This window comes from Pseudomonas sp. 1L-C-7-B-C1, assembly GCF_057291635.1.
The window spans coordinates 50,813-74,032 of the sequence record NZ_JBXAWH010000007.1 but is presented as its reverse complement, the minus strand read 5'-3'; the positions used below and the strand labels follow the sequence as shown (position 1 = coordinate 74,032).

The following is a 23,220-nucleotide window of genomic DNA, read 5'->3' as shown; positions in this document are numbered from 1 at the left end:
TCAGTCGAGCTTGGCCCGCCTTGTGCACCATTGATCCTCAAACGTTTCGGAATGTTATCGAACCCCGGGGGTCAGATAGCGACAGACGCCGTGTTTACGGGCCCTCGGGCCTTGAACGTCTGAATCGGCAGGGATGGATTGATAAGGTGAGGGGCATTGCAATGATGCGTCTTTGTGCAGTGATGATGATCAGCCTGCTGGGCAGCCTGATTTCGGTGCAAGCCAGCGAGCTGCAGAGCTGGAGCGTGGGCTTTCACGAGCTGACGTTTCTCGATCCCCTGGATTCCCGGCCCATGCACGCCTACGCCTTTTACCCCTCCACCGACGATGAACACATCACCCGCGTTCAGGGGTATCCCATTGAAGCGTCGGAAGACGCCACCATTGCCATGGGCCGCTTCCCCCTGCTGATGCTGTCCCACGGCAACACCGGCACACCGCTCGCGCAGCACGACCTGGCGACGTCATTGGCACGCAAGGGTTTTGTCGTGGTGGCGGTGTTCCACCCGGGCGACAACTACATGGACCACAGCCGTCTGGGCAGCCTGAGCAATCTCTACGGCCGCCCCCTGCAAATCTCCGAAGCCATCAGTGCCGCTTTGATCGATCCGATGCTCTCGCCGTACATCAGCGCGCGCCGGGTCGGGGTGATCGGTTATTCGGCGGGTGGCGAGACAGCGCTGATTCTGGCGGGTGCCCAGCCTGATCTCCAGCGGCTGCGCCATTACTGCACCGAGCGGCCCCAGGACCATGACGCCTGTAAAACCCAGGGCGAACTGGTGGCAGACCGTGAAGACCTGCACGCCCAAGCCGATCCCCGCGTAGGCGCGTTGATGCTGATGGCACCGCTGGGTTTGATGTTCGGTCGGCAGACGCTGGCGGATGTGCACGTGCCGGTACTGCTTTACAGCGGTGACGGCGATGAACTGCTCGCCATCGACAAGAACGCCGAAGCGCTGGCGCGCAAGCTGCCCGATGTCTCGGATTTCAAACTGTTCGCCGGGGCGGGGCATTTCGTGTTCATGGCGCCCTGCGATGACGAGCAACGCGCCACCCAGCCTGGCTTGTGCACCGACGCCATTGGCGTCAACCGTGAAAGCATTCACCGCGACCTGAGCAGCGAGGCCGTGCGCTTTTTCGGTACTGCACTCGGCACGCCCATCAGCACTGCCGGCATGCAGACCGCCGCCCACCATGAATTTGATTCAGTCGGCAGCCTCGATCAGTAGCGGTGCATAGAAACTTCTGGTGCTCTTACTGAGCCTGATTTGTGTCCGCTGCGGGTGAGGGCACCGCCGGTTTGCCACGAATCACTTTGCCGCGCCGCTCGGCAATCTCCCGCGCCTGACCATCACGCTGGCCACCGGTACGGGCCTCGCTGATCAATGCCGGAATCAACGGCCCCTCTGGCAGATTCTTCCAGAACCGTGCCGGCAGATGACCCTGCATGACTTTCGGATTCAGCCGGGCCGGATTGAAGATGTGGCTGTAATAGGTCAGCCACAAATTGCCATGGGGATCGTCGGCATTGCGCGCCAGTGACTGCCACGCCTCCGGGCACACCGGCTGATGAATCAGCTGCTTGCCGTCATAAAACACGCCGTCTTTGGGCGTCGCGATCATCCAGCGGTGTCGGCCCATGCGCCCGATGAAGTGCTCGCTGGCGGTGCGCAAAATATCGTGCGCCGGCTCGTGCCATGCAACGTATTCCGGCAGGCAGGACATTTCCAGTAACGCTGCTTTGGCGGCGACGTCTTCGGCATTGTCGAGCACCGGCAAGGCCACGAAGCGCAGAAACGCATGCAGGTGATGAGCTTCGCGGCTGACCTGTTTCAGGCGCCTGTGCAGTTCGCTGCCCAGTTTGTCCCCGGCCAACATCGCCGTGCGATCACCGTGGCTGACGCGCCAGAGCACTTCATACAACAGCGTCCAGCGTTGGTCGCCGCAGAACTGCGCGGCGTTCTGCAGCAGTTCCAGCAATTCGAGGGGTATGCGCGCGCGGAACGGGCCGGGCTCGTCCGGGTAGTCGGTGTCACTGGCGAACAGGTCAGCGTCCTGCTGCACGCTCCAGCTCACCTGATCCGGGTTGATCTGATGGCTCAGCAGCCAGCGCGCCTGCTGCCGCCAGGTATCGAAGGCGTCGGCGCAATCGAGAATGATCATCCCCACAGTGCCATTTGCTGCGGCTGCGGTTTGTCGCGCAGTTGCTCGCGCAGATCGATGCTTGAGCTGTCGGCCTGGCGCGGATGGTAGTCGCTGGTAATGATGAACGGCTTGGCCTTTGCCAGTACGCAGCGCAGTCGGGTCAGGTCTTCATAACGAATGCGGCGCTGGCGGCGCAGTTCGACCAGGCGCTTGGTGGTGCGAATGCCGATGCCGGGGATCCGCGCGATCATGGCCGGCTCCGCGCGGTTGAGGTCCAGCGGGAAGATGTCGCGATGCTCCAGCGCCCAGGCCAGCTTGGGGTCGATGTCCAGGGCCAGATGCCCCGGGCCTTGCAGCAATTCGTTGGCACTGTAGCCGTAACTGCGCAGCAGAAAGTCTGCCTGGTACAAGCGGTGCTCGCGCATCAGCGGCGGCGCGGCATGGGGCACGCTTTTCGGGCTGTTGGGAATCGGGCTGAACGCCGAGTAGTAGACACGCTTGAGGCGGAAATCGCCGTACAACGATTCGGCGGTGTGCAGGATGGTGCTGTCATCGGTTTCGTCAGCACCGACAATCATCTGCGTGCTTTGCCCGGCCGGGGTAAATTTTGGCGCACGCGGTTCATTCAGCACGGTTTGCTGACCGGTGTAGATGGTCTGCATGGCCTGCTTAATCGAACCCATTTCTTTTTCCGGGGCCAGGGTCTGCAGGCCCAGCTGGGTCGGCAATTCGATATTGACGCTCAGGCGATCGGCGTAACGGCCGGCCTCTTCGATCAGCGCGGGGTCCGCTTCGGGGATGGTCTTGAGGTGGATGTAGCCACGGAATTCGTGGTCTTCACGGAGCAGTTTGGCCACGCGAATCAGCTGTTCCATGGTGTAGTCCGCCGAGCGGATGATCCCGGAGCTGAGAAACAGGCCGCTGACGCAGTTGCGACGGTAGAAATCCATGGTCAACGTCACCACTTCCTCCGGACTGAATCGTGCGCGGGGCACGTCGCTGGACCGGCGGTTCACGCAGTACTGGCAGTCGTACAGACAGAAGTTGGTCAGCAGAATTTTCAGCAGCGAGACGCAGCGCCCATCGGGGGTATAGCTGTGGCAGATGCCCATGCCGGTGCTTGAACCAAGGCCGGATTTGCCCTCGGAACTGCGTTTGGGGGCGGCGCTGCTGGCGCAGGAGGCGTCGTACTTGGCGGCGTCGGCGAGGATGCTCAGCTTGTCGATCAGCTGCATGGATTTTCTCGATACTGTTTTTATGTACAGTATCGAGTTGGTCGGGGATGAACAAGGGCCGATCGGATGGATGGCCGGTCGATCAACTGATGCGCTGTACCAATTCCTTCAATTCGCCGAAATCCTTGACGCGATGGAAGTTGGCATTGCCCACGAAGGCCGAGAAATCGGTGTCGCCGTAGCCCGCCACTTGCGCACCGGCACCGAGCCCGGCTTCAACGCCCGGAACGCTGTCTTCCACCAGCAGACACTGAGTGGGCGGCAGGCCCAGCAATTCTGCGGCGTGTTCGATCAGCACCGGGGACGGTTTCCACGACTGCACTTCATAAGCGCTGACGATCAAGCCGTGGAACACGTCAAGCAAGCCGACCGTGCTCAGGCACGTTTCGATCTTGTTGCGCGGGCCGTTGGACGCTACGCACTTGGGCAGCGCCAGATTGCGCACGAAGTCGACCGCGCCGGGCATTTCTTCCAGTCGCTCCCGCAGCAGCGGCAGAGTGCGCGCTCGGAATTCGGTTTCGATCTCGTCGCTCGGCAGCCATGGATAATCGCGGCAGAGGCCTTCCAGGCATAGCGCAAACTGCACGCCACGAAAGCGTTGCAGCACCTCCTCGACGCTCAGCAACACCTGATGCTGGTGAAGGATCTCTCGCAGCAACCCGGCGGCCAGCCGTTCGCTGTCAACCAGGGTTCCGTCGCAGTCAAAAATGACACCGGCAATATTCAAACAGGGTTCTCCTTCTTTTCTCGATCAGGTTGCTTGATCGGAATGCATGTGCAGATGTCTGGAATCCGGGTAGGGGCACTTCGACCGGCATTATCCTGAAAAGTTGGCATCAATGTTCGAGCACTGACTTACGGTACGGCCTCTTCAGTCCATGCTCCGGCCGACAGGCGTTTGAACGTCATTGCGAGCAGGCCGACGGCTTCATCGTCAGACCTGCACGTGAAGCGCCGGTTACAACTCGACCGGCGTGACCAGCGTACCCTTATCGAAGTATCCCTTGACGTTGGCGAAGACCAGGTCGGCCATGGCCTGGCGCGTTTCGTAGGTCCCCGAGCCGATGTGCGGCGTGAGTACCACGTTGTCCAGCTTCAACAGTTCGGCGGGCACATTGGGCTCGTCGTCGAACACATCAAGACCTGCGCCGGCGATTTCCGAGGCCAGCAACGAGGCCACCAGTGCCTTTTCATCGACAACGGTGCCGCGCGCAACGTTGATCAGAAATGACTTGGGTCCGAGGGCCCGAAGCACGTCGGCGTCGATCAGGTGCTGGGTGTCCGGGCCACCGGGGACGATGACGATCAGGTAGTCCGAGTCCTGCGCCAGTTCCCGAAGGTCACCGTAATGCCGGTAGGACACATCGTCGTAGGGGCGGCCACGGCGGAAGTAGGCGATGTTCATCTCGAACGCGGCGGCGCGTTTGGCGATGGTCTTGCCGATCTTGCCCAGGCCGACGATGCCGCAGGTCTTGCCGCACAGGTCGTTGCCGAGGGGGAATTTGCCGTTGGGCCACTGGCCCGCACGCACGAAGCGTTCGGCTTCGCTGATGCGTCGGGAGACGCACAGCATCAGCGCCATGGCGGTTTCCGCGACGGCGTTGTTGAGCACGTCTGGGGTGTTGCTCAGCTTGATGCCCCTGCGCGACAGGTATTGGGTGTCGACCGCGTCGTAGCCGACGCCGAAGCTGTTGACCACTTCCAGATTCGGCAGCTGGTCAAGAATGGCATTGTCGGTGCCGAACACACCGCTGGTGACGACGCCGCGCACCCGGGTCCCGTGCTGGTCGGCCCAGGCCTCGATGTCGTTAATGGCGGCGAGTTTGTGCACGCTGTAATCGCGCTCTAGATTTTGCATCAGCGATGCATGCATCGGGCCCCAGACCAGAATGTCGGTTTTTTGCTCGCTCATTGTTTTCTCCTTGTTCAAACCAGATACGTGTCGGTACTCAGCACCTCGGCATAGGCAAAGCCCAGGGCTGACATGAAGGCGGCGTGGACCTGAGCGGCAGGCACCACGGTGCCTTCGAATTCCAGGTCGCGGCTGGCGCAGGCGTCGTGGATGACTTTGACGGTGTAGCCCATGTCCGCCGCAGCCCGGGTGGTGGCGTCGATGCACATGTGGCTCATGGAACCGATGATCACCAAGTGTTTGATGCCCTTGTCTTCGAGCAGCGCCTGCAGCCCGGTTTCACGAAACGAGTTGGGGAAGTGCTTGAGCACCACCGGTTCGCTTTCCAGATTCAGGACCTTGGGGTGCAATTTGGCGCCATCGGACCCGGGGGTGAAGAAGGGGGCATCGGCGCCTGATTCATGGCGGATATACACGACCAGATCCCCGGCGTCCCGAGTGGCCTGAATGACCCTGGCGGCGTTCTCGGCGGCGGCATCCGCACCTGCGAGGGGCCATTTGCCGCCGGGGAAATAGTCGTTCTGAATATCGACTACGATGAGCGCTGTGGTGGGCATGGGCCTTCCTTGTTCATAGGTTGTCGGATGTGGGCAGAGTATTACCACCTGAATGGAGTGGCGAGCAACGACAGCGTCGAGCGCCCAAGCGGCGTCTTCCCGGCTAAAGCCGGTCCTACCGGGCGCGCGGTGTGAGTGTGGGACCGGCTTCAGCCGGGAAGGGGCCAGTGCGTACAACATCGATTTTGCGGCGTGACGTCCGACGCTTTCCCGGCTAAAGCCAATCCCACTATGAAGACCGTATCCGGCGCTTTTTGAATCAGCTGCGTCCTCCGCTGTCCATAGCCCGCCACCCCGTTTGAAGTAACCAGCGAGAAGTCATGCCCGTGAATGGAATCAGTCGCCACCTGCACACCCTGGCCAGCCTCATCCTGCTGACGCTGCTCGCGGGTTGCAGCTCGCAACGCAGCCAGGAACCCGCGCCGGAGCCCTCAGTGGTCCGCAGTGAGATTGTGCGGTTGTTGCCTGCCAATGTCGCCGACCGCCAGGGTTGGGCCCAGGACATTCAACGCGCGTTCGAAGTGCAGAAAATCGACCCCAGCCTGGAAAACCTCTGTTCCGTGCTGGCGGTGACCGAGCAGGAATCAAACTTTCAGGTCGACCCGGCCGTTCCCGGCATGGGCAAGATCGCCCAGGACGAAATCGACCGTCGAGCCAGCAAGGCGCACATCCCCAATCTGCTGGTGCGCAGCGCGCTGGACATCCGCTCTTCGACCGGCAAGACCTACAGCGAACGCCTCAGCGCCGCGCGGACTGAAAAAGACCTGAGCGCGATTTTCGATGACTTCATCGGCATGGTCCCCCTGGGCCGCACGTTGTTCGGCAACTTTAATCCAGTGCACACCGCCGGGCCCATGCAGGTCAGTATTGAGTTCGCCGAGCGGCAGGCCCGGGATTATCCCTATCCGGTCGAGGGTTCGATTCGCCATGAGGTATTCGGCCGCCGTGGCGGCATGTACTTCGGCATCGCCCATCTGCTCGGTTATCCGGTGAGCTACGACACACCGCTGTACCGCTTCGCCGACTTCAACGCTGGCTGGTACGCCAGCCGCAATGCAGCATTTCAGAGCGCAGTGGCGCGGGTGTCCGGCAAGCGTCTGGCGCTGGACGGCGACCTGATCAGCTACGGGTTCGGCCCGGCGCTGGGGCAGACCGAACTGGCCGTGCGCAGCCTCTACCCTCAGCTGGACATGCGTAATACGACCATCCGCAGCCAGCTGGAGAAGGGCGAAACGCTGGCCTTCGAAGACACCGAGCTGTACGCGAAGATCTTCGCCATGGCCGACAAGGCCGCCGGTAAACCGCTGCCGAGGGCAATCCTGCCGGGCATCGTGCTGGAAAGCCCGAAAATCACCCGCAAGCTGACCACCGCCTGGTTTGCCCAGCGGGTGGAAGAGCGGCGCGTACGCTGCATGTCGAGGGCGTCGGGCTCACTGAAGTGAGCGTGTCTTCGCCGCTGCCTTGCTTCCTGCTGAAACTGAACGCCGTTCGTCCGCTTGCGGGCACCCGACCCAGATCCTTCAATCAAATATCGATGGGTGACGCAGGACCGACTGCGCCGCCGTTTTATAGGCAGGAGCCCCGCTTGTGAGTCGTGACATGGAAACACCCACCATCATTACCAGCAGCAATCCGATCGCCGCGGAGCAGTCCGCTAACGCTCAAGTGGCAGACGCCATGCTGTTCGGGTCGCCGAAGGACCGGCTGGACTTCTACCGCAAGGAGATCCAGTACGAGACAGCGATCCTGTCCAACCGCACCAACGCCTATTTGTCCGCGCAGTCTTTTCTGGTGATCGCCTTCGCCTCGTCGATGGCCAACCTCAATCCCGAATGGGGCAAGATGTTCACGCTGGTGGTGCCGCCTTTTCTGACATTGCTCGGACTGATCAGCTCCATGCACGCCTGGCCGGGCATCCGCGCGGCGTACGAAATCATCGACCACTGGCATTTCAAACAGGCCCAGTTGCTGAGCAGTCAACCGGCCATGGGCCTGGCCTATGACGATTCGCCGTTGTTCAGCGAGCACGAATCCAGCGAAAAGGGCTACCGCAAGTCGCTGATGTTTTCAATGCGCACACCGTGGCTGTTTACGGCGTTCTGGTTTTTGCTGGGCGCGTTTTCCATCTATGTTCAGTTGGTCGACAGCGTGTTTTAAGCCGGCGACGACTCCATTGATAAATAAACAATGAAAACCGGGTGATGTTACCTTGACACCTACCGGCGGCAGGCGTATTTCGTGTGCGCGGTCACGCTGGTTGCAGCCGCGGTGCCCTCGTGGACCCGATAGCTTCCTGGTCCACACCTTGCAGCAACCTGCCGCGCAACGCCCCGCGCTGTTTTTTTGACCCTTTCGCATATTTCACAGGCCTGCTTACGTCGACCCATTCCAATCCTCGACCTGCACTCACTGGAGCCACCTCATGGCAGCATTACAACAAATCACCGTTGACGCCCTTAAACGCTCCGAATCGCAACTGGCTGCCCAATGGCACGCTGATCTGGAAGCCAGCGGCGCGACGCGTAACCTCAAGCCTGAGGAAATCCGGCAGCAGGTAGCCGATTTTCTGCGCCTTTTGACGTTGACGCTGGAGAAGGGCGGCTCTGCCAACATCACCACCGCCGAATGGGACGACGTTCGTCACTTCCTCGAAAAACTGTCCAGCCAGCGCGCTCTGGCCGGTCAGGATTCTCAGCAAACGGCCAGTTTCATCTTCGCCCTCAAGGGCCCGCTGTTCACCCAACTGCAAAACGCTTTCGCTGACCAGCCGTTGCTGATCGCCGAACAGGTGCTGCAGATGTCGGAGCTGCTCGACGGTCTGGGTCTGCACACGATCCGCACCTACCAGAAATCCCGTGAAGCGGTGATCAAGCGTCAGCAGGAAGAACTGCTTGAGCTGTCCACGCCGGTGGTCAAATTGTGGGATGGCGTCCTGGCACTGCCGATGATCGGCACGCTGGATTCGCAGCGCACCCAGGTGGTCATGGAGTCGCTGTTGCAACGCATCGTCGACACCGGCGCGGAAATCGCCATCATCGACATCACTGGCGTGCCGACCGTCGACACCCTGGTGGCCCAACACCTGCTCAAGACCGTGACAGCGATCCGCCTGATGGGCGCCGATTGCATCATCAGCGGCGTGCGTCCGCAGATTGCCCAGACCATCGTGCACCTGGGTCTGGACCTGCAAGGCGTGGTGACCAAAGCCAATCTGGCCGATGCGCTGGCATTGGCGCTGCGCCGTCTGGGCGTCACCCTCACCAAGGCGGTATGAGCCATGGAGCGCATTCCGATTCTGCAGATGGGCGACTTTCTGCTCGTGACCATTCAGGTAGACATGCACGACCAACTGGCGCTGACGCTGCAGGATGACCTGTCCGAACGCATCAGTCGCACGTCGGCGCGCGGCGTGCTCATCGACATCTCCGCGCTGGACATGGTCGATTCGTTCATCGGTCGGATGATCGGCATGATCTCCGGCCTGTCGCGAATCATGGACGCCGAAACCGTGTTGGTCGGCATGCAGCCTGCCGTCGCCATTACCCTGGTGGAACTGGGCATGACCCTGCCCGGCGTGAGCACCGCGCTGAACGTTGAACGGGGCATGAAGCTGTTGCGCGAGCGGGCCTATTCTCAATGAACGAGCGCAGCAGCGGCACTCAGCCCATTCGCATCGAGCAAGATGTCGTGCTGGCGCGGCAGACCGCGCGCAAGCTGGCGCAGGACTGCGGCATGCGCCTGATCGACCTGACCAAGCTGGTCACGGCGGTCAGCGAGCTGGCGCGCAACACGATGGTCTATGGCGGCGGCGGTGACATGGACTGGCAGATTGTCGAAGACGGCCTGCGCGTCGGCGTGCGCCTGACCTTTCGCGACGAAGGCCCGGGCATTCCCGACCTCAAGCTGGCGATGACCGACGGCTGGACGTCCGGAGGCGGCCTCGGTCTTGGCCTGACGGGCGCCAAGCGCCTGGTGGACGACTTCGAGCTGGACACCGCACCCGGCGCAGGTACGCGCGTGATGATCTGCAAATGGACGTGAATCTGCACAGTCATCTGACCCAGGTGTTGTCGATCGAAGACATCAGTCAGGTCGGGCACGCACGGCGCACGGTGCAACGACTGGCCGAACAGGCGGGGTTTGACGAGGCCGATTGCGGCCGTGTGGCCCTGGTCGTCACCGAACTGGCCAGCAATATTCTCAAACATGCGCAAAGCGGCGAGTTGCATGTTCGCGCGCTGCCGGGTGATGCCTCGGGCGATGCCTCGCGTTCAGCGCCGGGCGTCGAGATCATCGCGATCGACCGGGGCAAGGGGTTCGACGTGCAAAGCTGCATGGCCGATGGTTTTTCCACCCGCGGTACCCAAGGCATCGGCCTGGGCGCCGTGCTGCGCCAGGCGCAAGTCTTCGATGTGCACAGCGACGCGCGCGGCAGTGTGTTACTGGCGCGTTTCTTCCCGCGCAAAGCCACGGTCAAAGACCTGCGCATGGGCATCACCCAGCATTCGCTGCACGATGACCCGGCCTGCGGCGATGTGTGGGAAGTCGCGGTCAAGGGGCAGCAGATGTCGATCATGATGATCGACGGCCTCGGTCACGGCCCTGAAGCCGAAGCGGCGGGAATGGCCGGCGCACGTGCGTTCATTCGCAATCCGTTCGCCGATCCGGGCGTGTTGCTGGAGGACCTGCACGTCGACATGCAAGGCAGCCGCGGCGGCGCGGCAGCACTGGTGCGGTTCGACGGCGCGACAGGCAAGCTGCGTTTCATTGGCATCGGTAACATCGGCGCGACGCTGATTGGCGACGAGAAAACCCGCGGCATTCCTTCGCACCCCGGCATCGTCGGCCTGCAGTACCGCAAAATACCGCCGATGGACTATGACGATTGCACCGGGCAGTTGTTGATCATGTTCAGCGATGGCCTGCAATCGCGATGGAATCTTCGCGATTGCCCTGGCCTGGTATACCGACATCCGGCAATCATCGCAGCGGTCTTGCACCGCGATTATTGCCGGGGCAGGGACGATGTAACGGTATTGGTGATGGCTCTGGAGACGCTCGATGACTGACCACAACGCCCGCGTAACGCCTCAGGGGTCTATTGAACTTGAGCTGGAACGCTCGCGCGCCGAAGCCGTTGCCCTGCGCACCGAGCTTGACGAGACCAACCAGGGCGTTCTCGCGCTGTACGCCGAACTTGAGAATCAAGCCGACCAATTGCGTCAGGCTTCCGACCTCAAGAGCCGTTTCCTGTCCTACATGAGCCATGAATTTCGCACGCCGCTGGGGTCGATCCTCAGCATCGCCAGTCTGCTGACCGATGAACTGGACGGTCCCCTGAGCGAGGAACAGCACAAGCAGGTCGCATTTGTCAGCACCGCCGCGCGGGAGTTGAGCGACATGGTCGACGACCTGCTGGACCTGGCGAAGATCGAAGCCGGCCGCATCAGCATCTCGCCGGCATGGTTTGACATGTTCGATCTGTTTTCGGCACTACGGGGCATGTTCCGTCCCATCGTCGATGCCTCCACCGTCGACCTGATCTTCGAAGCGCCCGTCGGCTTGCCCCGGCTGTACACCGACGATCAAAAACTGGGGCAGATTCTGCGCAACTTTATCTCCAACTCGCTGAAATTCACCCAGCGCGGTGAAGTGCGCGTCTCGGCACGGCTGGAATCCGAGGACTCGGTTCGCTTTGCAGTGACCGACACCGGTATTGGCATTCCCCAGGAGCTTCATGGTGCGCTGTTCGAGGACTTCACTCAGGTCGATTCGCCCCTGCAGAAACGCTTGCGCGGCACCGGTCTTGGCCTGTCGCTGTGCAAGCGTTTTGCCGAATTGCTGGGCGGGCATGTCGGCGTGGAGAGCGAACCCGGCGTAGGCTCGACGTTCTACGTGGTGATCCCGTTGGCGCTGGCCCAGGAGCCTGCCAATGAAGCCTGAAACCCGGCTGCTGATCGTCGACGACAATGCCGCGACCCGGTACGCCTTGCGGCGTCGGATGGAGCGCCAGGGGTTCAAGGTGGCGGAGGCCGGCACCGGCACCGAAGGTCTGGCGCTGATTGCCGAGCGCTTGCCCGACGCGCTGATTCTCGACGTCAATCTGCCCGACATGAGCGGCTTCGACATCGTTCGTCAGCTGCGCGCTGCGCCCCGCACGGCGCTGTTGCCAGTGGTGCACGTGTCGGCGGCGTCGATCCAGACCGGCGACATCGTCACCGGCCTGGAAGCAGGTGCGGACGCCTATCTGGTGCACCCGGTCGACCCCGACGTGCTGCTTGCCACGCTGCGCACGCTGTTGCGGGTGCGTGATACCGAATACGCATTGCGTGACAGCGAAGAGCGTTTCCGCGAAATTTTTGCCAACGTCTCGGCGCCGATTGCGGTCATGGACGGCAGCCTGAACGTTCACGAAGCCAACCACGCCTTTGCCCAACTGCTGGGTCAAGGCGCCGATGAGGGGGCGGTGCTGCGCAGCTTCAGCGAAGATCAGGGCTCGGCCCTCGACGGCCTGCGCGAAGCGCTGGGCGCAGGGGAGCGCTGGATGGGCACGCTGAGCATGCGGGTCAAGGGTGAACTGCGCGAAACCGAATGGCAGGTTTCGCCGTACCGGGAGAGCGGCATGAGCCTGGTGTTCATCGAAGACGTCACCGAGCACCGCCGTCGCGAACAGTCGCATCTGCAGCAACTGGACTCGGTCAACAGCCGGCTCGCCCATGAAGTCGCCGAGCGCGCCCGGACCGAAGAACAGCTGTTGCAAGCGCAGAAGATGGACGCTATCGGCAAGCTCACCGGCGGCATCGCCCACGATTTCAACAACCTGCTGACGGGTATCGTCACCGGGCTTGAGCTGGTCAAGAAACGCACCGAAGACGGCCGCCCTGAAAAAGTCATGGTGTATGCCGATGCCGCGTTGGCGTCGGCGAAGAGCGCGTCGGCACTGACCCATCGTCTGTTGGCCTTCGCCCGCCAGCAGCCCCTCGATACCCGCGCATCCGACGTCAATCAGTACGTGCGTTCCCTTGAGGACCTGCTGGGTCGCACCATCGGCAAAGGCATTTGCCTGACGCTGGAGCTGACTTCACGCAGTGCCGTGGCGATGGTCGACGCCGGCCAGCTCGAAAGCGCCGTGCTCAATCTGGTGATCAATGCCCGGGACGCATTGCCATCGGGCGGCAATATCTGGATCAGCACCTTCGAGACCTACTCCCAGGGCCACTCACGCATGGCAGATGGCGCGTACATCGCCCTGACCGTGCGCGATGACGGCGTCGGCATCGAACACCACTTGATCGACAAGGTATTCGACCCGTTCTTCACCACCAAGCCGATCGGCCAGGGCACCGGCCTGGGCCTGTCGACGATCTACGGTTTCGCCCGGCAGTCGGGCGGCGACGTGCAGATTCGCAGCGTGGTCGGTCACGGCACCGAGGTCACGCTGCTGTTGCCGGCGGCGGACGAGCAGAGTGTCGAGCCGCCGCAGCCTTCCGCCGTCGCCGCGCAGGGCGCGGGGGAGCACGTGTTGATCGTCGAAGACACGGCGTCGGTGCGCATGTTCGTCAATGAGGTCCTCACCGATGCCGGTTACCGCTGCACCCAGGTGGCCGATGTCGGCACGGCGCTGTCGTGCCTGGAGCATGACGGCACCATTGACCTGTTGCTCACCGACGTGGGCATGCCGGAAATGAACGGCCGCGAAGTTGCCCAGCGCGGCCGAGGGTGGCGGCCCGACCTGCCAGTGCTGTTCATGACCGGCTACGCGGAGAACGCGCTCAACCGACAGGATTTTCTGGGCGAACGGATGGACATGATCCTGAAGCCCTTCCAGTTGGTTGAATTTCTGTCGAAGGTGAGGGCCATGCTCGACAGCTGATGCGAATGGATGGTTTTTTTCTCGCCAATCAGTGAGTTCGGAGTATTTGAGCAGGACGGTTTTTGTTAACGTGTGCGGCATTCCCATCCGTGCCGCTTTTGCGGCACACATTGCCGACGCCGTTTGCCCAAACGTTGAAGGTAAAGGAGCAAGACCTTGACCCTTAGCGACGACGCCCTCAAGGGCGCGATCGAGCACTGCGCGCGTGAACCGATTCAGATCCCCGGCAGCATTCAGCCCCAGGGATTTCTGCTGGTCATCGACGAAGCCGCTTCTACGGTCATTCAAGTCAGCGCCAACGTCAGCGACTGGCTTGGGCTGGATCCGCAGGCGCTGATCGGCGCAACCCTGTCCAGTGTGTTCGCCGAGCCTGAGCGCCTGCTCCAGCGCGTGCACGCTTTGCCTGACGAAGAACAAAATCCTTTTCACATCGGTGAGGTGCGTTTTCTGCCAGGTTCGAGTGCCGGCCAGCCGATGACCATGATGGTCCATCGTCACGATCAGGTGCTGATCGCCGAGTTCGAGCCGGCCGGGGACATGAGTGGCGCGTACGGCAACGTCTACCCGCTGATGCGCGGCTTCATCAGCCAGATGAATGTGGAAGAAAGCATCGAAGCGCTGTGTCAGCGCTCGGTGGCCGAGGTCAAGCGCATCACCGGTTTCGGCCGGGTCAAGGCGTATCACTTCGATGCCGATGGCAACGGGCTGGTCAGCGCCGAAGCACTGGATGAAGATTACGAAAGCCTGCTCGGCCTGAGCTTCCCGGCGTCTGACGTGCCTGCCCAGGCCCGGGCGCTGTACTTGGCCAACCGCATTCGCGTCATCGAAAACGCCAATTACCAGCCATCGCCGCTGGTACCCGGCAACAACCCCATGACCGGCGCGCCCCTGGACCTGACTTTTGCCACCTTGCGCAGCGTGTCGCCCGTGCATCTGCAGTACATGCGCAACATGCAGACGCTGGCCTCGATGTCGATCTCCATCGTGGTGCGCGGGCAGTTATGGGGCCTGATTTCCTGCCACCACGCCACGCCACGCAGGGTCACCTTCCAGTCCCGCACTGCCTGTGAACTGTTGGGCAGCGTGTTGTCGCTGCAGATCGAGAGCAAGGAAGCCCATGCCGCCAACCAGCGCATGCTGAGCCTGCGCCGGCAGATCGTGCAGATGCTCGCAGCCATGGCTGACCTCGACAGCGTCACCGGTGGCCTGCGCACGATGCCCGAAGTGTTGCTGGGTTTTGTCGGTGCCACTGGCGCGGCAGTGATTTCCGGCGCCAGCGTCGATGTCTACGGCGAAACCCCCGAACGCGAGCAGATCGTCAAGCTCGCCGACTGGTTGAGCGGCCGCGATCCCCACGAGGTCTTCCGCTCCGACAACATCAGTCGCGACATCCCAGAGCTGCCCTTGCTGGCCAGCTCGGTCAGCGGCGTGCTGGCGACGGCGATCTCCGAACTGCATTCCAACTTCATCATCTGGTTCCGGCCCGAGCAGACCCGCGTGGTCAACTGGGCCGGCAAACCCGAGAAAAGTGTCAGCCCGAGCGGCTCGCTGAGCCCGCGCAACAGCTTCGCCTTATGGGAGGAGACCGTGCGCGGGTTCTCCAGACCCTGGGACGACATGGACTGCGAAGCGGTGGTCGAGCTGCGTGCGGCCGTGCTGGGCATCGTCCTGCGCAAGGCTGAAGAAATGGCCGCACTGGCCGATGAATTGAAGAAATCCAACAAAGAGCTTGAAGCATTTTCCTACAGCGTGTCCCACGATCTGCGCGCGCCGTTGCGACACATTGCCGGCTACGCTGAGTTGTTGAGCGACATTGAAGGCAGCAAGTTGTCCGACCGGGGGGTGCGCTTTCTGGAAAACATCAGCGAGTCGGCGCGCTTTGCCGGCACGCTGGTCGACAACCTGCTGAGCTTTTCGCAGATGGGCCGTTCGGCGATGCGTTTCTCTGATGTTGACCTCAACGCCATGGTCGAATCGATACGCCGGGAAATGCTGCCCGATTACGAAAGCCGCGCGCTGGAGTGGAAAGTCTCCCAGCCGTTGCCCGTGGTCATTGCCGACGCGGCGTTCCTGCACCTGGCGATGCGCAACCTGCTGTCCAACGCGATCAAGTACACCCGCAACCAGAACCCGGCAGTGATCGAGGTGGGCAGTTACGAGGAAGACGGCAAGGTCGTGGTGTACATCCGCGACAACGGCGTAGGCTTCGACATGGCCTACGCCGGCAAGCTGTTTGGCGTGTTCCAGCGCCTGCACCGCATGGAAGAATTCGAAGGCACCGGCATTGGCCTGGCCAGTGTCCGACGGATCATCGAACGCCATGACGGCACCGTCTGGGCCCATAGCCAGTTGGGCCATGGCGCCACTTTTTACTTTGCGCTGCCCAAGCGCGGTTGACCGTTACTCTTTGAGTGTCGAAGGAGACGCCCAGTGCTGAAACCCATTCTTCTGGTGGAAGATAATCCAAACGATCTGGAGCTGACCCTTGTCGCCCTTGAACGTAGCCAGTTGGCCAATGAAGTGATCGTGCTGCGTGACGGTGCCGAGGCGCTTGATTACCTGCTGCGCCGCAACCATCACCACGACCGTGTCGCCGGTAATCCGGCAGTGATGCTGCTGGACCTGAAGCTGCCCAAAGTGGATGGCCTTGAAGTGCTCAAAGTCATCCGCGAAACCGAGGAACTGCGCAGCATTCCCGTGGTAATGCTGACGTCCTCCCGCGAAGAGCCGGATTTGAACCGCGCCTATTCACTGGGTGTGAACGCTTACGTGGTCAAGCCGGTCGAATTCAAGGAATTTGTCTCGGCGATCTCGGACCTCGGCGTGTTTTGGGCCGTTTTGAATGAGCCACCACCGGGCTCCCTGCGACTCGCACGCCGTCCAGGCTCCTGACTCCGGGGCTTTCGGACCGGCACTTATAAACGCCGAACCAGCCCCTTCTGGAACAATGACTTTTATTCATGCCGTTATCGCAGCTTAAATTGCTTTTGGTCGAAGACAGTTCGCTGGATGCCGAACTGATCCTGCTCACCCTCGAAAACAGCGGGCTGAAGATCGACGCCACGCTGGTCTACAACCATCAGGACGTCGAGCGTGAGCTGCTGGCCGCGCGTTTTGACCTCATTCTCAGCGATTTTCTGCTGCCGGGCTCTTCAGGTGCGGATGTGCTCAACAGCGCATTGCGTCTGGCGCCGCAGACGCCTTTCATCTTTTTGTCGGGGATTTTCGGCGAGCAGCATGCCGTCGAAATGATGCGCATGGGCGCCATCGATTACGTCCTCAAGCAGAACATGAAGATGCTGCCCAAGGCGGTCATGCGCGCGGTGTCCGAAGTGCAGGAGCGGGAAAAGCGACTGTACGCCGAGAAGACGCTGCAAGTGGCGGAAGTGCGCGCGCAGCTGGCGATCGAAGCCGCGGACATGGGGGTCTGGACGTACGACCCGCGCACCGACACGCTGCTGTGGGACGAGCGCTGTAAGGCGCTTTACGGCGTTGGCGCCGACGCTCCCGTCAGCCTGGCGCTGATGTTTCTGCTCTGCCATCCGGACGACCGCGATCAGCTGCACAGCAAGGTCATGGCCGCGCTGACGGTGGACACTTCCTTCCAGATCGAGCACCGACTGGTCACTGATGAGGGCGAGGAACGGTGGGTGTTCTCCAACGGCCGCTCGGTGTTTGAAGAGGGCCGCTGCGTGCGCTTCACCGGCGTCATGCAGGACATTACCGAGCGCAAGCACGCCACTCAGGCGCTGCATCAGCTCAACGACATTCTCGGTGAACGTGTCGTGCAGCGAACCCGCGAACGCGACCGAACCTGGGAGCTGTCCCGGGAGCTGCTCGGCGTGCTGCATTTCGACATGACGCCGATCGCCCTCAACCCGGCATGGGAATCGACGCTGGGCTGGGCGCGCGATGAGGTCGGGCGGCAGCGTTTGAGCGAGTTGATTCATCCGGATGATCTCGAAGCCACGTTGCGCGAAACCGCCAGCGTCGCCGAAGGCCATGTCTCGACGCGTTTCGTCAATCGCATGCGCCATACCGACGGTGGCTACCGCTGGTTGTCCTGGACCATCGTGCCGGACGACGGGCTGATGTACGCCGCAGTCCGCGACATCACCGGCGAGCGGGCGGTGGTGGACGAGCTGGCGGCGACCAACAAGCGCCTGCGTGATCAGATCAAGGAGCGCGAGCGCGTCGAGGCCGCCCTGCAGCAGATGCAGCGGCTGGAGGTGGTCGGCCAGTTGACCGCCGGCGTTGCCCACGACTTCAACAACCTGCTGACCGTGATTCTGACCAGCGCGAACTTCCTCAGCCGGGATCTGGAAAAAGGGGTGTTCACCAAGTCTCCCCAGCGCCTGCAAAACATCCGCGAAGCGGGCGAGCGGGGCGCCAAGCTGACCAGTCAGCTCTTATCGTTCTCCCGTCGCCAGCGTCTGGAGCCTGTGGCGTTGAACCTCAACGACACGATAGCCGGCATGCGCGAACTGCTTGGCCGTGCGCTGGGTGGCAGTGTATGGGTCGAGACCGAACTGGCCGAAGACCTGTGGAGTGCGCTGGTCGACCCGACGCAGACCGAGATGATCATTCTCAACCTGGCGATCAACGCCCGGGACGCCATGCCCCAGGGCGGGCAACTGCGCCTGAGCACCTGGAACGAGATGGTCTATCGCCTGCCGCTACGGCCTGAAGACCCTGAACCCGGCGCCTACGTGGTGTTGTCGGTGAGTGACTCCGGCTGTGGCATGAGCCCCGAAGTGCTGGCCAAGGCCTTCGAGCCGTTCTTCACCACCAAGGCGGTGGGCAAGGGTTCGGGACTGGGTCTGGCGCAGGTGTTCGGTTTCGCCAAGCAATCGGGTGGCGGCGTCAGCATCGACACCGCCGAAAACGCCGGCACCACGCTGCGAGTCTATCTGCCGAGTGTTGCGCGCACCGCAGTCCCGGTGATCAGCGCCTCCGACATGCCCGGTCGTGCCGACGCCGACGACAAGGACCGCACGATTCTGCTGGTCGACGATGACCCGGACGTACGCTCGGTGACGGCGATGATGCTGGTCTCACTGGGTTATTCGGTGGTCGAAGCGGACAGCGGTGACGAGGCGCTGAAGAAACTCGACCCGAGCATCGAACTGCTCCTCACCGACTTCGCCATGCCCAACATGACCGGCGGCGAACTGGCCGAAATCGTCCGCCGCGACCACCCGCAGCTGCCGATCATGTTCATCACCGGTTTCGCCGACATCGACATCCTCGATGTCGACCCAAAGCTGATCGTGCAGAAGCCGTACAAGGAAGAAGAGCTGGCGAAGAAACTGGCCGATGTGTTGATGAAGGTATCGGCCGGGTGATAACCCGCTGCATCGGATCCTCTTGCCGTCAGGCCAGGGCTTCAGCTATTGTACTGGATGTTTTTCCGGTGCTGGCCAGCATGACGACGGCCATGGCTTTTCCCCTGGCAAGGTCAGACTTTGTCATTTGAATGCTCTGCAAAGTACGAAGCAGCCTGTTCAAAACATTGTCCGGCACGAGGATTCCACTGCACGCCTGAGCGGGCTTTGATTCCCGGTTTCAGCTGCTGGTTGTCGTCGTAGTCCTCACGGGGGTGAAAAAACAGCGGCTCCAGCGTTTCAAGGCGCCGCAAGTAGTCGGCATATGCATTCAGACACTGCTGACGTTCGTCATCGCTGAGCTGCGCTGGCATCCATGCAGCAAACGGGGGGAAAACGGTGAAGCCGGTATAGGCCAGAATGCCGTTATGGATAGGCCAGAGGACGTGATGCAAATCGCCGTCAATCCCTGCGGGTGTGTAAAGGCTGTTTGCAGTGCCCGTGGTGAGACAAAGCATGGCCTTCTTTCCTCTGAGGAGCCCCGATCCATACTTGTGCCCTGATGAGTATGCGAATCCCCGGCTCAATACCCGGTCTACCCAGCCTTTCAATATGGCGGGCATCGAAAACCACCACACAGGAAACTGAAAAATCACGAGGTCAGCCCACATGACCTTCGATTGCTCAGTCTTGACGTCGCCGGTGTGGGACCCGTTTGCAAACGCATGTTCTTGCTCGCGGGGAAGATCAAGATAGTCAGGATCGGCACGATTATCCATGAAGTCATCAATCCCCAGCTCAGCCTTCCAATTCATCGCGTAGAGATCGCTCACCTGAACCTGGTGACCGAGTTCGCGCAGGGTTTCGACAGCAACGTCCTTTAAGGCGCCGCTAAAGGAGCGTGGTTCCGGGTGCGCCAATACGATTAATGTCTTCATAGCGGGATCTTCTCCTTGGGATGTTTCGGTGCAGGGCCACTTGTATCGCGTCGATTCTGTGCCGCCACTTTGCTGAGGTTCACCACGAGCAGGCCGGCAATAGTCAGGCTTGCGCCCAGCAAAAAACCGAAGCTTGTCTGCTCACCTAGCCACAGATAACCCATCAGTACGCCAAACAGCGGACTCATGAAGGCCAGCACGCCCAGGCGAGCCGCGAGGTAGCGACGAAGCATCCAGAACCAGATCAAGTAGCTTGCCACCGACACGATTAATGTCTGGAAAACCAGGCTGGCCACCGCACCCGTTGAAAAGCTCATCAAGCTTTGGCCTGCGAGCAGGCTCAACGGCAGCAAAAGGACAAAAGCACCCGCCAGTTGGTAAAACAGGGTCTGGGTTGCGGTTGCTTCACTTAAGCGACTGGTGCGCACCGCTACTGTCGTGAATCCCCAGGTAGCGCCCGCGCACAAGCCCAGCAGGTCACCCGGCAGACTGTTCGCGTTGACGGTTTGAATGGCTGTCCCATCCCGCGGCATGAGAAAGGTGGTTGCAATCCCTGCGAAGGCCAGCGACATACCCAACCACTGAATCGCACCAAGACGCTCCTCCGGCAAGCGCAGGTGCAGACCAATGGCGGCGAATAAGGGGGCCGTATAAAGGAACACCGCCATGTGCGAGGCACTTGTCCGGCGTAACCCTTCTGCGACGAACAGAAATTCACCCGCAAACAGAACGGCGACGACTAATCCCGAGCGGCACCAGACGCCGGGTAACCACACCTCGCGCATGATCCATTTTCCGATTATCCACACCAGGGCGGCAGCGATTCCGGAGCGAACGGCGACCTGCATGATGGGTGCTATGTCACCGGCAACTGCCTTCATTGCCACCTGCTGCGCCCCCCAAACGACACACAGCAGCACCATAACCGCCGTGGCAGTTCCATCTACTGACTTCCTCACTTATCGGCACCTTTTGTCACTGACCTGGTCATCAATTTGTTCCTCACCCCGGTGACTCGGCCATTTGGCACTGGCGTTTCCCCTTTGCAAATCGGATTGAGTTGCAGCGCTGTGGCGAAATTCGATTGTGGGAACGTTCGCAAGCCGCTACAAATCATGTGTTTTCGGTCTATAGAAGAGAAAAACTACGCCATGAGAGCGGATACGCCCCTCAGGGCCATTGCTTGCTTTGACGCAGTCATGCGCACCGGCAGCATGATCCTTGCTGCAAGCCAGCTGTTCGTCACGCCGGGAGCGGTCGGGCAACAGATTCGCAAGCTGGAAGGTTGGTTAGGAACGTCTTTGTTTGTGCGCAGTGTGCGCAGGCTGGAGCCAACGGCTGAAGCGCTGGGCTATTGGGAGCAGGTGAAGCCGGCTCTGCGCCAGTTGGAAACCGCCAATCTCGCGGTTCGAGGTCTTAGAGACAGGCAGGTACGGCTAAGCCTGCCGCCGGCGTTTGCCAATTCCTGGTTTGCGAAGCGGATGCCATTGTTCACGGAGCGATACCCGGAGGTGCAACTGCACCTTAGCGCGTCCAGCGATACCGTGGATTTCAATGACGGTACCTGCGACCTGGCGGTGCGGCATTTCGATGGATATGGCGGTGACGTCAACGCAGAACTGCTCTTGCCAGACGAGGTAAGGGTCTATTGCAGCCCGGCTTACCGTGAACGGCTCCAGCTGCATAGCCTTGACTCCTTGCCGGGAGCAACCTTGCTCTATACGACCTCACATGCTCACTGGTCTCAATGGCTGTCATCGGTCGGCATGTCCCCTGATAGCTTCTCCAGCAGCCTCAGGTTCGATCAGTCGGAGCTGGCAATCGACGCGGCGCGCCGCGATCAAGGTCTGGTGCTCACGAGCCCCTGGCTGGTTGAAGAAGATGTCCAAAGGGGCTTGCTCGTCCCTGTCGTTGCCTCCGCATTGAAAACTGGCAAGGGCTATTATCTTGTGCAGGCCAAAGATGTGGTGCTGGGTGAGGCAGCACAACGCCTTCGCCAGTGGTTTTGCGACGTGGCGCAGCGGGTTTGATCACGTTGATAATTTGAATCTAAGGCTTGTTGTTCAACGCGAATGGCAGTGATCGAGGGTGACGGCACCCGGCCTCAATCCTCCCGCGTAAGGACTTCCAGCAATTCAATCTCAAACACGAGGTTTGAATGGGGTGTGATGTGCGCGCCCATCGACCGCTCACCGTACGCCAGCGCCGCAGGCACCCAGAGCTTGCGCTTGCCGCCGACCCTCATGCCCATCAGCCCGATGTCCCAACCCTTGATCACCCGTCCGGTGCCGATGACGCACTGAAACGGCTTGCCGCGTTCCCATGAGGAATCGAACACGGTGCCGTCTTCCAGGGTGCCGGTGTATTGCGTGGTGATCAGCGCGCCTTTGACGACGGCCTTTCCGTCGCCCTCGTGCAGATCAATGATGCTCAGTTCTTCATTCATGTTCAGGTGTCCACACGAGAGGGGGGATGCAGGTCAGCCGGGCGTCAGCAGCCGGTCAAATCAGTTGCCTGACTGGCCCGGCCGGCAGATTGGCTAGTTCAGGTCATGCAGGTCTCGCCCGACAGGCGGGCTCAACGACCATTCGGAAAAGCTCACCCTTAACCCTTGGCGCTCCGGTGTGCAGCACATAGGACCCACCGTGTAGCTGTCCGCGTCTGGAAAGGGAGCAAGTCTAAGCAGCGGCCAAGTGATGCCATCGGTGGAGTATTGCAAACGCAGCACGCCATCGGAAACGGTCACACGAAGCCAGAAATCGGTCGGGTCGCCGGAAAAGCAGCCGGGTGCCCAATCCGACTTGCCCTGGGTCAGCACGCTGCTGATCATTGGCATTCCATCGTTGTATTCGATTCCTGCCTTGAGCCAGGTCTCCTCGTTGAGCCTGACCATAATCCCCGCCTGGTCATAGAGCTCGCGAAAATCGGCGTTGATTCTGACCTGCGCGGTAAAGCCTCCCCTGGTCTCAAACCCCAGGAAATGGCCGCTGTCTCGAATGAACCCATAATGGGTTTCACGCCAGAAATCGGTGTGGAAATCCGTCACAAGCTCCAGCGTGTGGTCATCCACACGGCAACGGCTCGGCTTGTTCAGCCATTTGCCAGCTAGCCAAATTGACGCTTCGCCGGTAAGGCTGGCCATTTCAATCTGCTTATCATCCACCAAGTTACCCCCTCCATTAAGAGCTAAATCCAGCCGTGCCAACGCTCCACACCGATCGCAAGGCAAAAAAAAA

At 61.1% G+C, this 23,220-nt stretch carries 22 protein-coding genes; 13 read left to right on the top strand and 9 right to left on the bottom strand.

Annotated elements, in window-relative coordinates:
• Positions 1–161: 161 nt before the first annotated feature.
• Positions 162–1,229: an alpha/beta hydrolase family protein gene (locus AC0Z8Z_RS12635; protein WP_485619332.1), complete on the top strand. Its 1,068-nt coding sequence runs from the start codon at positions 162–164 to the stop codon at positions 1,227–1,229.
• A 25-nt stretch (positions 1,230–1,254) separates the two neighbouring features.
• Here the strand turns inward: AC0Z8Z_RS12635 and AC0Z8Z_RS12630 are convergent, their stop codons facing one another.
• From AC0Z8Z_RS12630 to AC0Z8Z_RS12610, 5 genes are all read right to left on the bottom strand, one after another.
• The gene (locus AC0Z8Z_RS12630) at positions 1,255–2,163 is read right to left on the bottom strand and encodes a TIGR03915 family putative DNA repair protein (protein ID WP_485619331.1); all 909 of its coding nucleotides are present in this window, start codon (positions 2,161–2,163) and stop codon (positions 1,255–1,257) included.
• Positions 2,160–3,380, bottom strand: a complete 1,221-nt coding sequence (locus tag AC0Z8Z_RS12625; RefSeq protein WP_122538546.1) for a putative DNA modification/repair radical SAM protein — start codon at positions 3,378–3,380, stop codon at positions 2,160–2,162. Before AC0Z8Z_RS12625 ends, AC0Z8Z_RS12630 begins: the two co-directional genes overlap by 4 nt.
• Before the next feature lie 82 nt (positions 3,381–3,462).
• Complete coding sequence (locus AC0Z8Z_RS12620; RefSeq protein ID WP_485619330.1) at positions 3,463–4,107, bottom strand: HAD family hydrolase; 645 nt, start codon at positions 4,105–4,107, stop codon at positions 3,463–3,465.
• A gap of 231 nt (positions 4,108–4,338) precedes the next feature.
• The gene (locus AC0Z8Z_RS12615; RefSeq protein ID WP_485619329.1) at positions 4,339–5,292 is read right to left on the bottom strand and encodes a 2-hydroxyacid dehydrogenase; all 954 of its coding nucleotides are present in this window, start codon (positions 5,290–5,292) and stop codon (positions 4,339–4,341) included.
• Between the two features lie 14 nt (positions 5,293–5,306).
• The gene (locus AC0Z8Z_RS12610) at positions 5,307–5,849 is read right to left on the bottom strand and encodes a cysteine hydrolase family protein (protein ID WP_485619328.1); all 543 of its coding nucleotides are present in this window, start codon (positions 5,847–5,849) and stop codon (positions 5,307–5,309) included.
• A gap of 320 nt (positions 5,850–6,169) precedes the next feature.
• Here AC0Z8Z_RS12610 and AC0Z8Z_RS12605 point away from each other — a divergent pair, with 320 nt between their 5' ends.
• The 11 genes from AC0Z8Z_RS12605 to AC0Z8Z_RS12555 all read left to right on the top strand — a co-directional run bounded on the left by AC0Z8Z_RS12605 (position 6,170) and on the right by AC0Z8Z_RS12555 (position 19,067).
• Complete coding sequence (locus AC0Z8Z_RS12605) at positions 6,170–7,291, top strand: DUF1615 domain-containing protein (protein WP_485619327.1); 1,122 nt, start codon at positions 6,170–6,172, stop codon at positions 7,289–7,291.
• A 235-nt stretch (positions 7,292–7,526) separates the two neighbouring features.
• A complete protein-coding gene (locus AC0Z8Z_RS12600) occupies positions 7,527–8,006 on the top strand; it encodes a hypothetical protein (RefSeq protein WP_122538719.1) in 480 nt (159 codons plus the stop codon).
• Positions 8,007–8,271: 265 nt separating this feature from the next.
• The gene (locus AC0Z8Z_RS12595; RefSeq protein ID WP_122538555.1) at positions 8,272–9,123 is read left to right on the top strand and encodes an STAS domain-containing protein; all 852 of its coding nucleotides are present in this window, start codon (positions 8,272–8,274) and stop codon (positions 9,121–9,123) included.
• Between the two features lie 3 nt (positions 9,124–9,126).
• Complete coding sequence (locus tag AC0Z8Z_RS12590) at positions 9,127–9,489, top strand: STAS domain-containing protein (protein WP_037010489.1); 363 nt, start codon at positions 9,127–9,129, stop codon at positions 9,487–9,489.
• A complete protein-coding gene (locus AC0Z8Z_RS12585; RefSeq protein WP_122624707.1) occupies positions 9,486–9,890 on the top strand; it encodes an anti-sigma regulatory factor in 405 nt (134 codons plus the stop codon). Before AC0Z8Z_RS12590 ends, AC0Z8Z_RS12585 begins: the two co-directional genes overlap by 4 nt.
• Positions 9,881–10,918 carry an ATP-binding protein gene (locus tag AC0Z8Z_RS12580; protein ID WP_485619326.1) on the top strand — a complete coding sequence of 346 codons (1,038 nt, stop codon included), beginning with the start codon at positions 9,881–9,883 and terminating at the stop codon, positions 10,916–10,918. The genes AC0Z8Z_RS12585 and AC0Z8Z_RS12580 overlap by 10 nt, the downstream gene beginning before the upstream one ends.
• The gene (locus tag AC0Z8Z_RS12575) at positions 10,911–11,792 is read left to right on the top strand and encodes a sensor histidine kinase (RefSeq protein WP_485619325.1); all 882 of its coding nucleotides are present in this window, start codon (positions 10,911–10,913) and stop codon (positions 11,790–11,792) included. The genes AC0Z8Z_RS12580 and AC0Z8Z_RS12575 overlap by 8 nt, the downstream gene beginning before the upstream one ends.
• Complete coding sequence (locus AC0Z8Z_RS12570; protein ID WP_485619324.1) at positions 11,782–13,722, top strand: response regulator; 1,941 nt, start codon at positions 11,782–11,784, stop codon at positions 13,720–13,722. The genes AC0Z8Z_RS12575 and AC0Z8Z_RS12570 overlap by 11 nt, the downstream gene beginning before the upstream one ends.
• A 156-nt stretch (positions 13,723–13,878) precedes the next feature.
• A complete protein-coding gene (locus AC0Z8Z_RS12565; RefSeq protein ID WP_485619323.1) occupies positions 13,879–16,119 on the top strand; it encodes an ATP-binding protein in 2,241 nt (746 codons plus the stop codon).
• Positions 16,120–16,152: 33 nt separating this feature from the next.
• Positions 16,153–16,614, top strand: a complete 462-nt coding sequence (locus tag AC0Z8Z_RS12560; RefSeq protein ID WP_122538564.1) for a response regulator — start codon at positions 16,153–16,155, stop codon at positions 16,612–16,614.
• 68 nt (positions 16,615–16,682) lie between these two features.
• Positions 16,683–19,067 carry a response regulator gene (locus tag AC0Z8Z_RS12555; RefSeq protein ID WP_485619322.1) on the top strand — a complete coding sequence of 795 codons (2,385 nt, stop codon included), beginning with the start codon at positions 16,683–16,685 and terminating at the stop codon, positions 19,065–19,067.
• Between the two features lie 113 nt (positions 19,068–19,180).
• Here AC0Z8Z_RS12555 and AC0Z8Z_RS12550 read toward each other — a convergent pair whose 3' ends face one another.
• Both AC0Z8Z_RS12550 and AC0Z8Z_RS12545 read right to left on the bottom strand, forming a co-directional pair.
• The gene (locus tag AC0Z8Z_RS12550) at positions 19,181–19,984 is read right to left on the bottom strand and encodes an NAD(P)H-dependent oxidoreductase (RefSeq protein WP_485619321.1); all 804 of its coding nucleotides are present in this window, start codon (positions 19,982–19,984) and stop codon (positions 19,181–19,183) included.
• Positions 19,981–20,907, bottom strand: coding sequence for a DMT family transporter (locus AC0Z8Z_RS12545; RefSeq protein ID WP_485619452.1), 927 nt, complete (start codon positions 20,905–20,907; stop codon positions 19,981–19,983). Before AC0Z8Z_RS12545 ends, AC0Z8Z_RS12550 begins: the two co-directional genes overlap by 4 nt.
• Positions 20,908–21,099: 192 nt before the next feature.
• Between AC0Z8Z_RS12545 and AC0Z8Z_RS12540 the strand changes: the two genes are divergently transcribed.
• Positions 21,100–22,014, top strand: a complete 915-nt coding sequence (locus AC0Z8Z_RS12540; protein WP_485619451.1) for a LysR substrate-binding domain-containing protein — start codon at positions 21,100–21,102, stop codon at positions 22,012–22,014.
• Between the two features lie 74 nt (positions 22,015–22,088).
• Here the strand turns inward: AC0Z8Z_RS12540 and AC0Z8Z_RS12535 are convergent, their stop codons facing one another.
• Entirely contained in the window at positions 22,089–22,430 is a 342-nt protein-coding gene (locus AC0Z8Z_RS12535; RefSeq protein ID WP_485619320.1) for an FKBP-type peptidyl-prolyl cis-trans isomerase, read from the bottom strand.
• Between the two features lie 93 nt (positions 22,431–22,523).
• A complete protein-coding gene (locus AC0Z8Z_RS12530; RefSeq protein WP_485619450.1) occupies positions 22,524–23,099 on the bottom strand; it encodes a DUF1349 domain-containing protein in 576 nt (191 codons plus the stop codon).
• Between the last annotated feature and the right edge of the window lie 121 nt (positions 23,100–23,220).

Coding starts and splice junctions, on each gene's coding strand:
- AC0Z8Z_RS12635 (WP_485619332.1), top strand. CDS start 162: ATGATGCGTCTTTGTGCAGTGATGATGATCAGCCTGCTGGGCAGCCTG.
- AC0Z8Z_RS12630 (WP_485619331.1), bottom strand. CDS start 2,163: ATGATCATTCTCGATTGCGCCGACGCCTTCGATACCTGGCGGCAGCAG.
- AC0Z8Z_RS12625 (WP_122538546.1), bottom strand. CDS start 3,380: ATGCAGCTGATCGACAAGCTGAGCATCCTCGCCGACGCCGCCAAGTAC.
- AC0Z8Z_RS12615 (WP_485619329.1), bottom strand. CDS start 5,292: ATGAGCGAGCAAAAAACCGACATTCTGGTCTGGGGCCCGATGCATGCA.
- AC0Z8Z_RS12610 (WP_485619328.1), bottom strand. CDS start 5,849: ATGCCCACCACAGCGCTCATCGTAGTCGATATTCAGAACGACTATTTC.
- AC0Z8Z_RS12605 (WP_485619327.1), top strand. CDS start 6,170: ATGCCCGTGAATGGAATCAGTCGCCACCTGCACACCCTGGCCAGCCTC.
- AC0Z8Z_RS12600 (WP_122538719.1), top strand. CDS start 7,527: ATGCTGTTCGGGTCGCCGAAGGACCGGCTGGACTTCTACCGCAAGGAG.
- AC0Z8Z_RS12595 (WP_122538555.1), top strand. CDS start 8,272: ATGGCAGCATTACAACAAATCACCGTTGACGCCCTTAAACGCTCCGAA.
- AC0Z8Z_RS12590 (WP_037010489.1), top strand. CDS start 9,127: ATGGAGCGCATTCCGATTCTGCAGATGGGCGACTTTCTGCTCGTGACC.
- AC0Z8Z_RS12585 (WP_122624707.1), top strand. CDS start 9,486: ATGAACGAGCGCAGCAGCGGCACTCAGCCCATTCGCATCGAGCAAGAT.
- AC0Z8Z_RS12580 (WP_485619326.1), top strand. CDS start 9,881: ATGGACGTGAATCTGCACAGTCATCTGACCCAGGTGTTGTCGATCGAA.
- AC0Z8Z_RS12575 (WP_485619325.1), top strand. CDS start 10,911: ATGACTGACCACAACGCCCGCGTAACGCCTCAGGGGTCTATTGAACTT.
- AC0Z8Z_RS12570 (WP_485619324.1), top strand. CDS start 11,782: ATGAAGCCTGAAACCCGGCTGCTGATCGTCGACGACAATGCCGCGACC.
- AC0Z8Z_RS12555 (WP_485619322.1), top strand. CDS start 16,683: ATGCCGTTATCGCAGCTTAAATTGCTTTTGGTCGAAGACAGTTCGCTG.
- AC0Z8Z_RS12550 (WP_485619321.1), bottom strand. CDS start 19,984: ATGAAGACATTAATCGTATTGGCGCACCCGGAACCACGCTCCTTTAGC.
- AC0Z8Z_RS12545 (WP_485619452.1), bottom strand. CDS start 20,907: ATGGTGCTGCTGTGTGTCGTTTGGGGGGCGCAGCAGGTGGCAATGAAG.
- AC0Z8Z_RS12540 (WP_485619451.1), top strand. CDS start 21,100: ATGTGTTTTCGGTCTATAGAAGAGAAAAACTACGCCATGAGAGCGGAT.
- AC0Z8Z_RS12535 (WP_485619320.1), bottom strand. CDS start 22,430: ATGAATGAAGAACTGAGCATCATTGATCTGCACGAGGGCGACGGAAAG.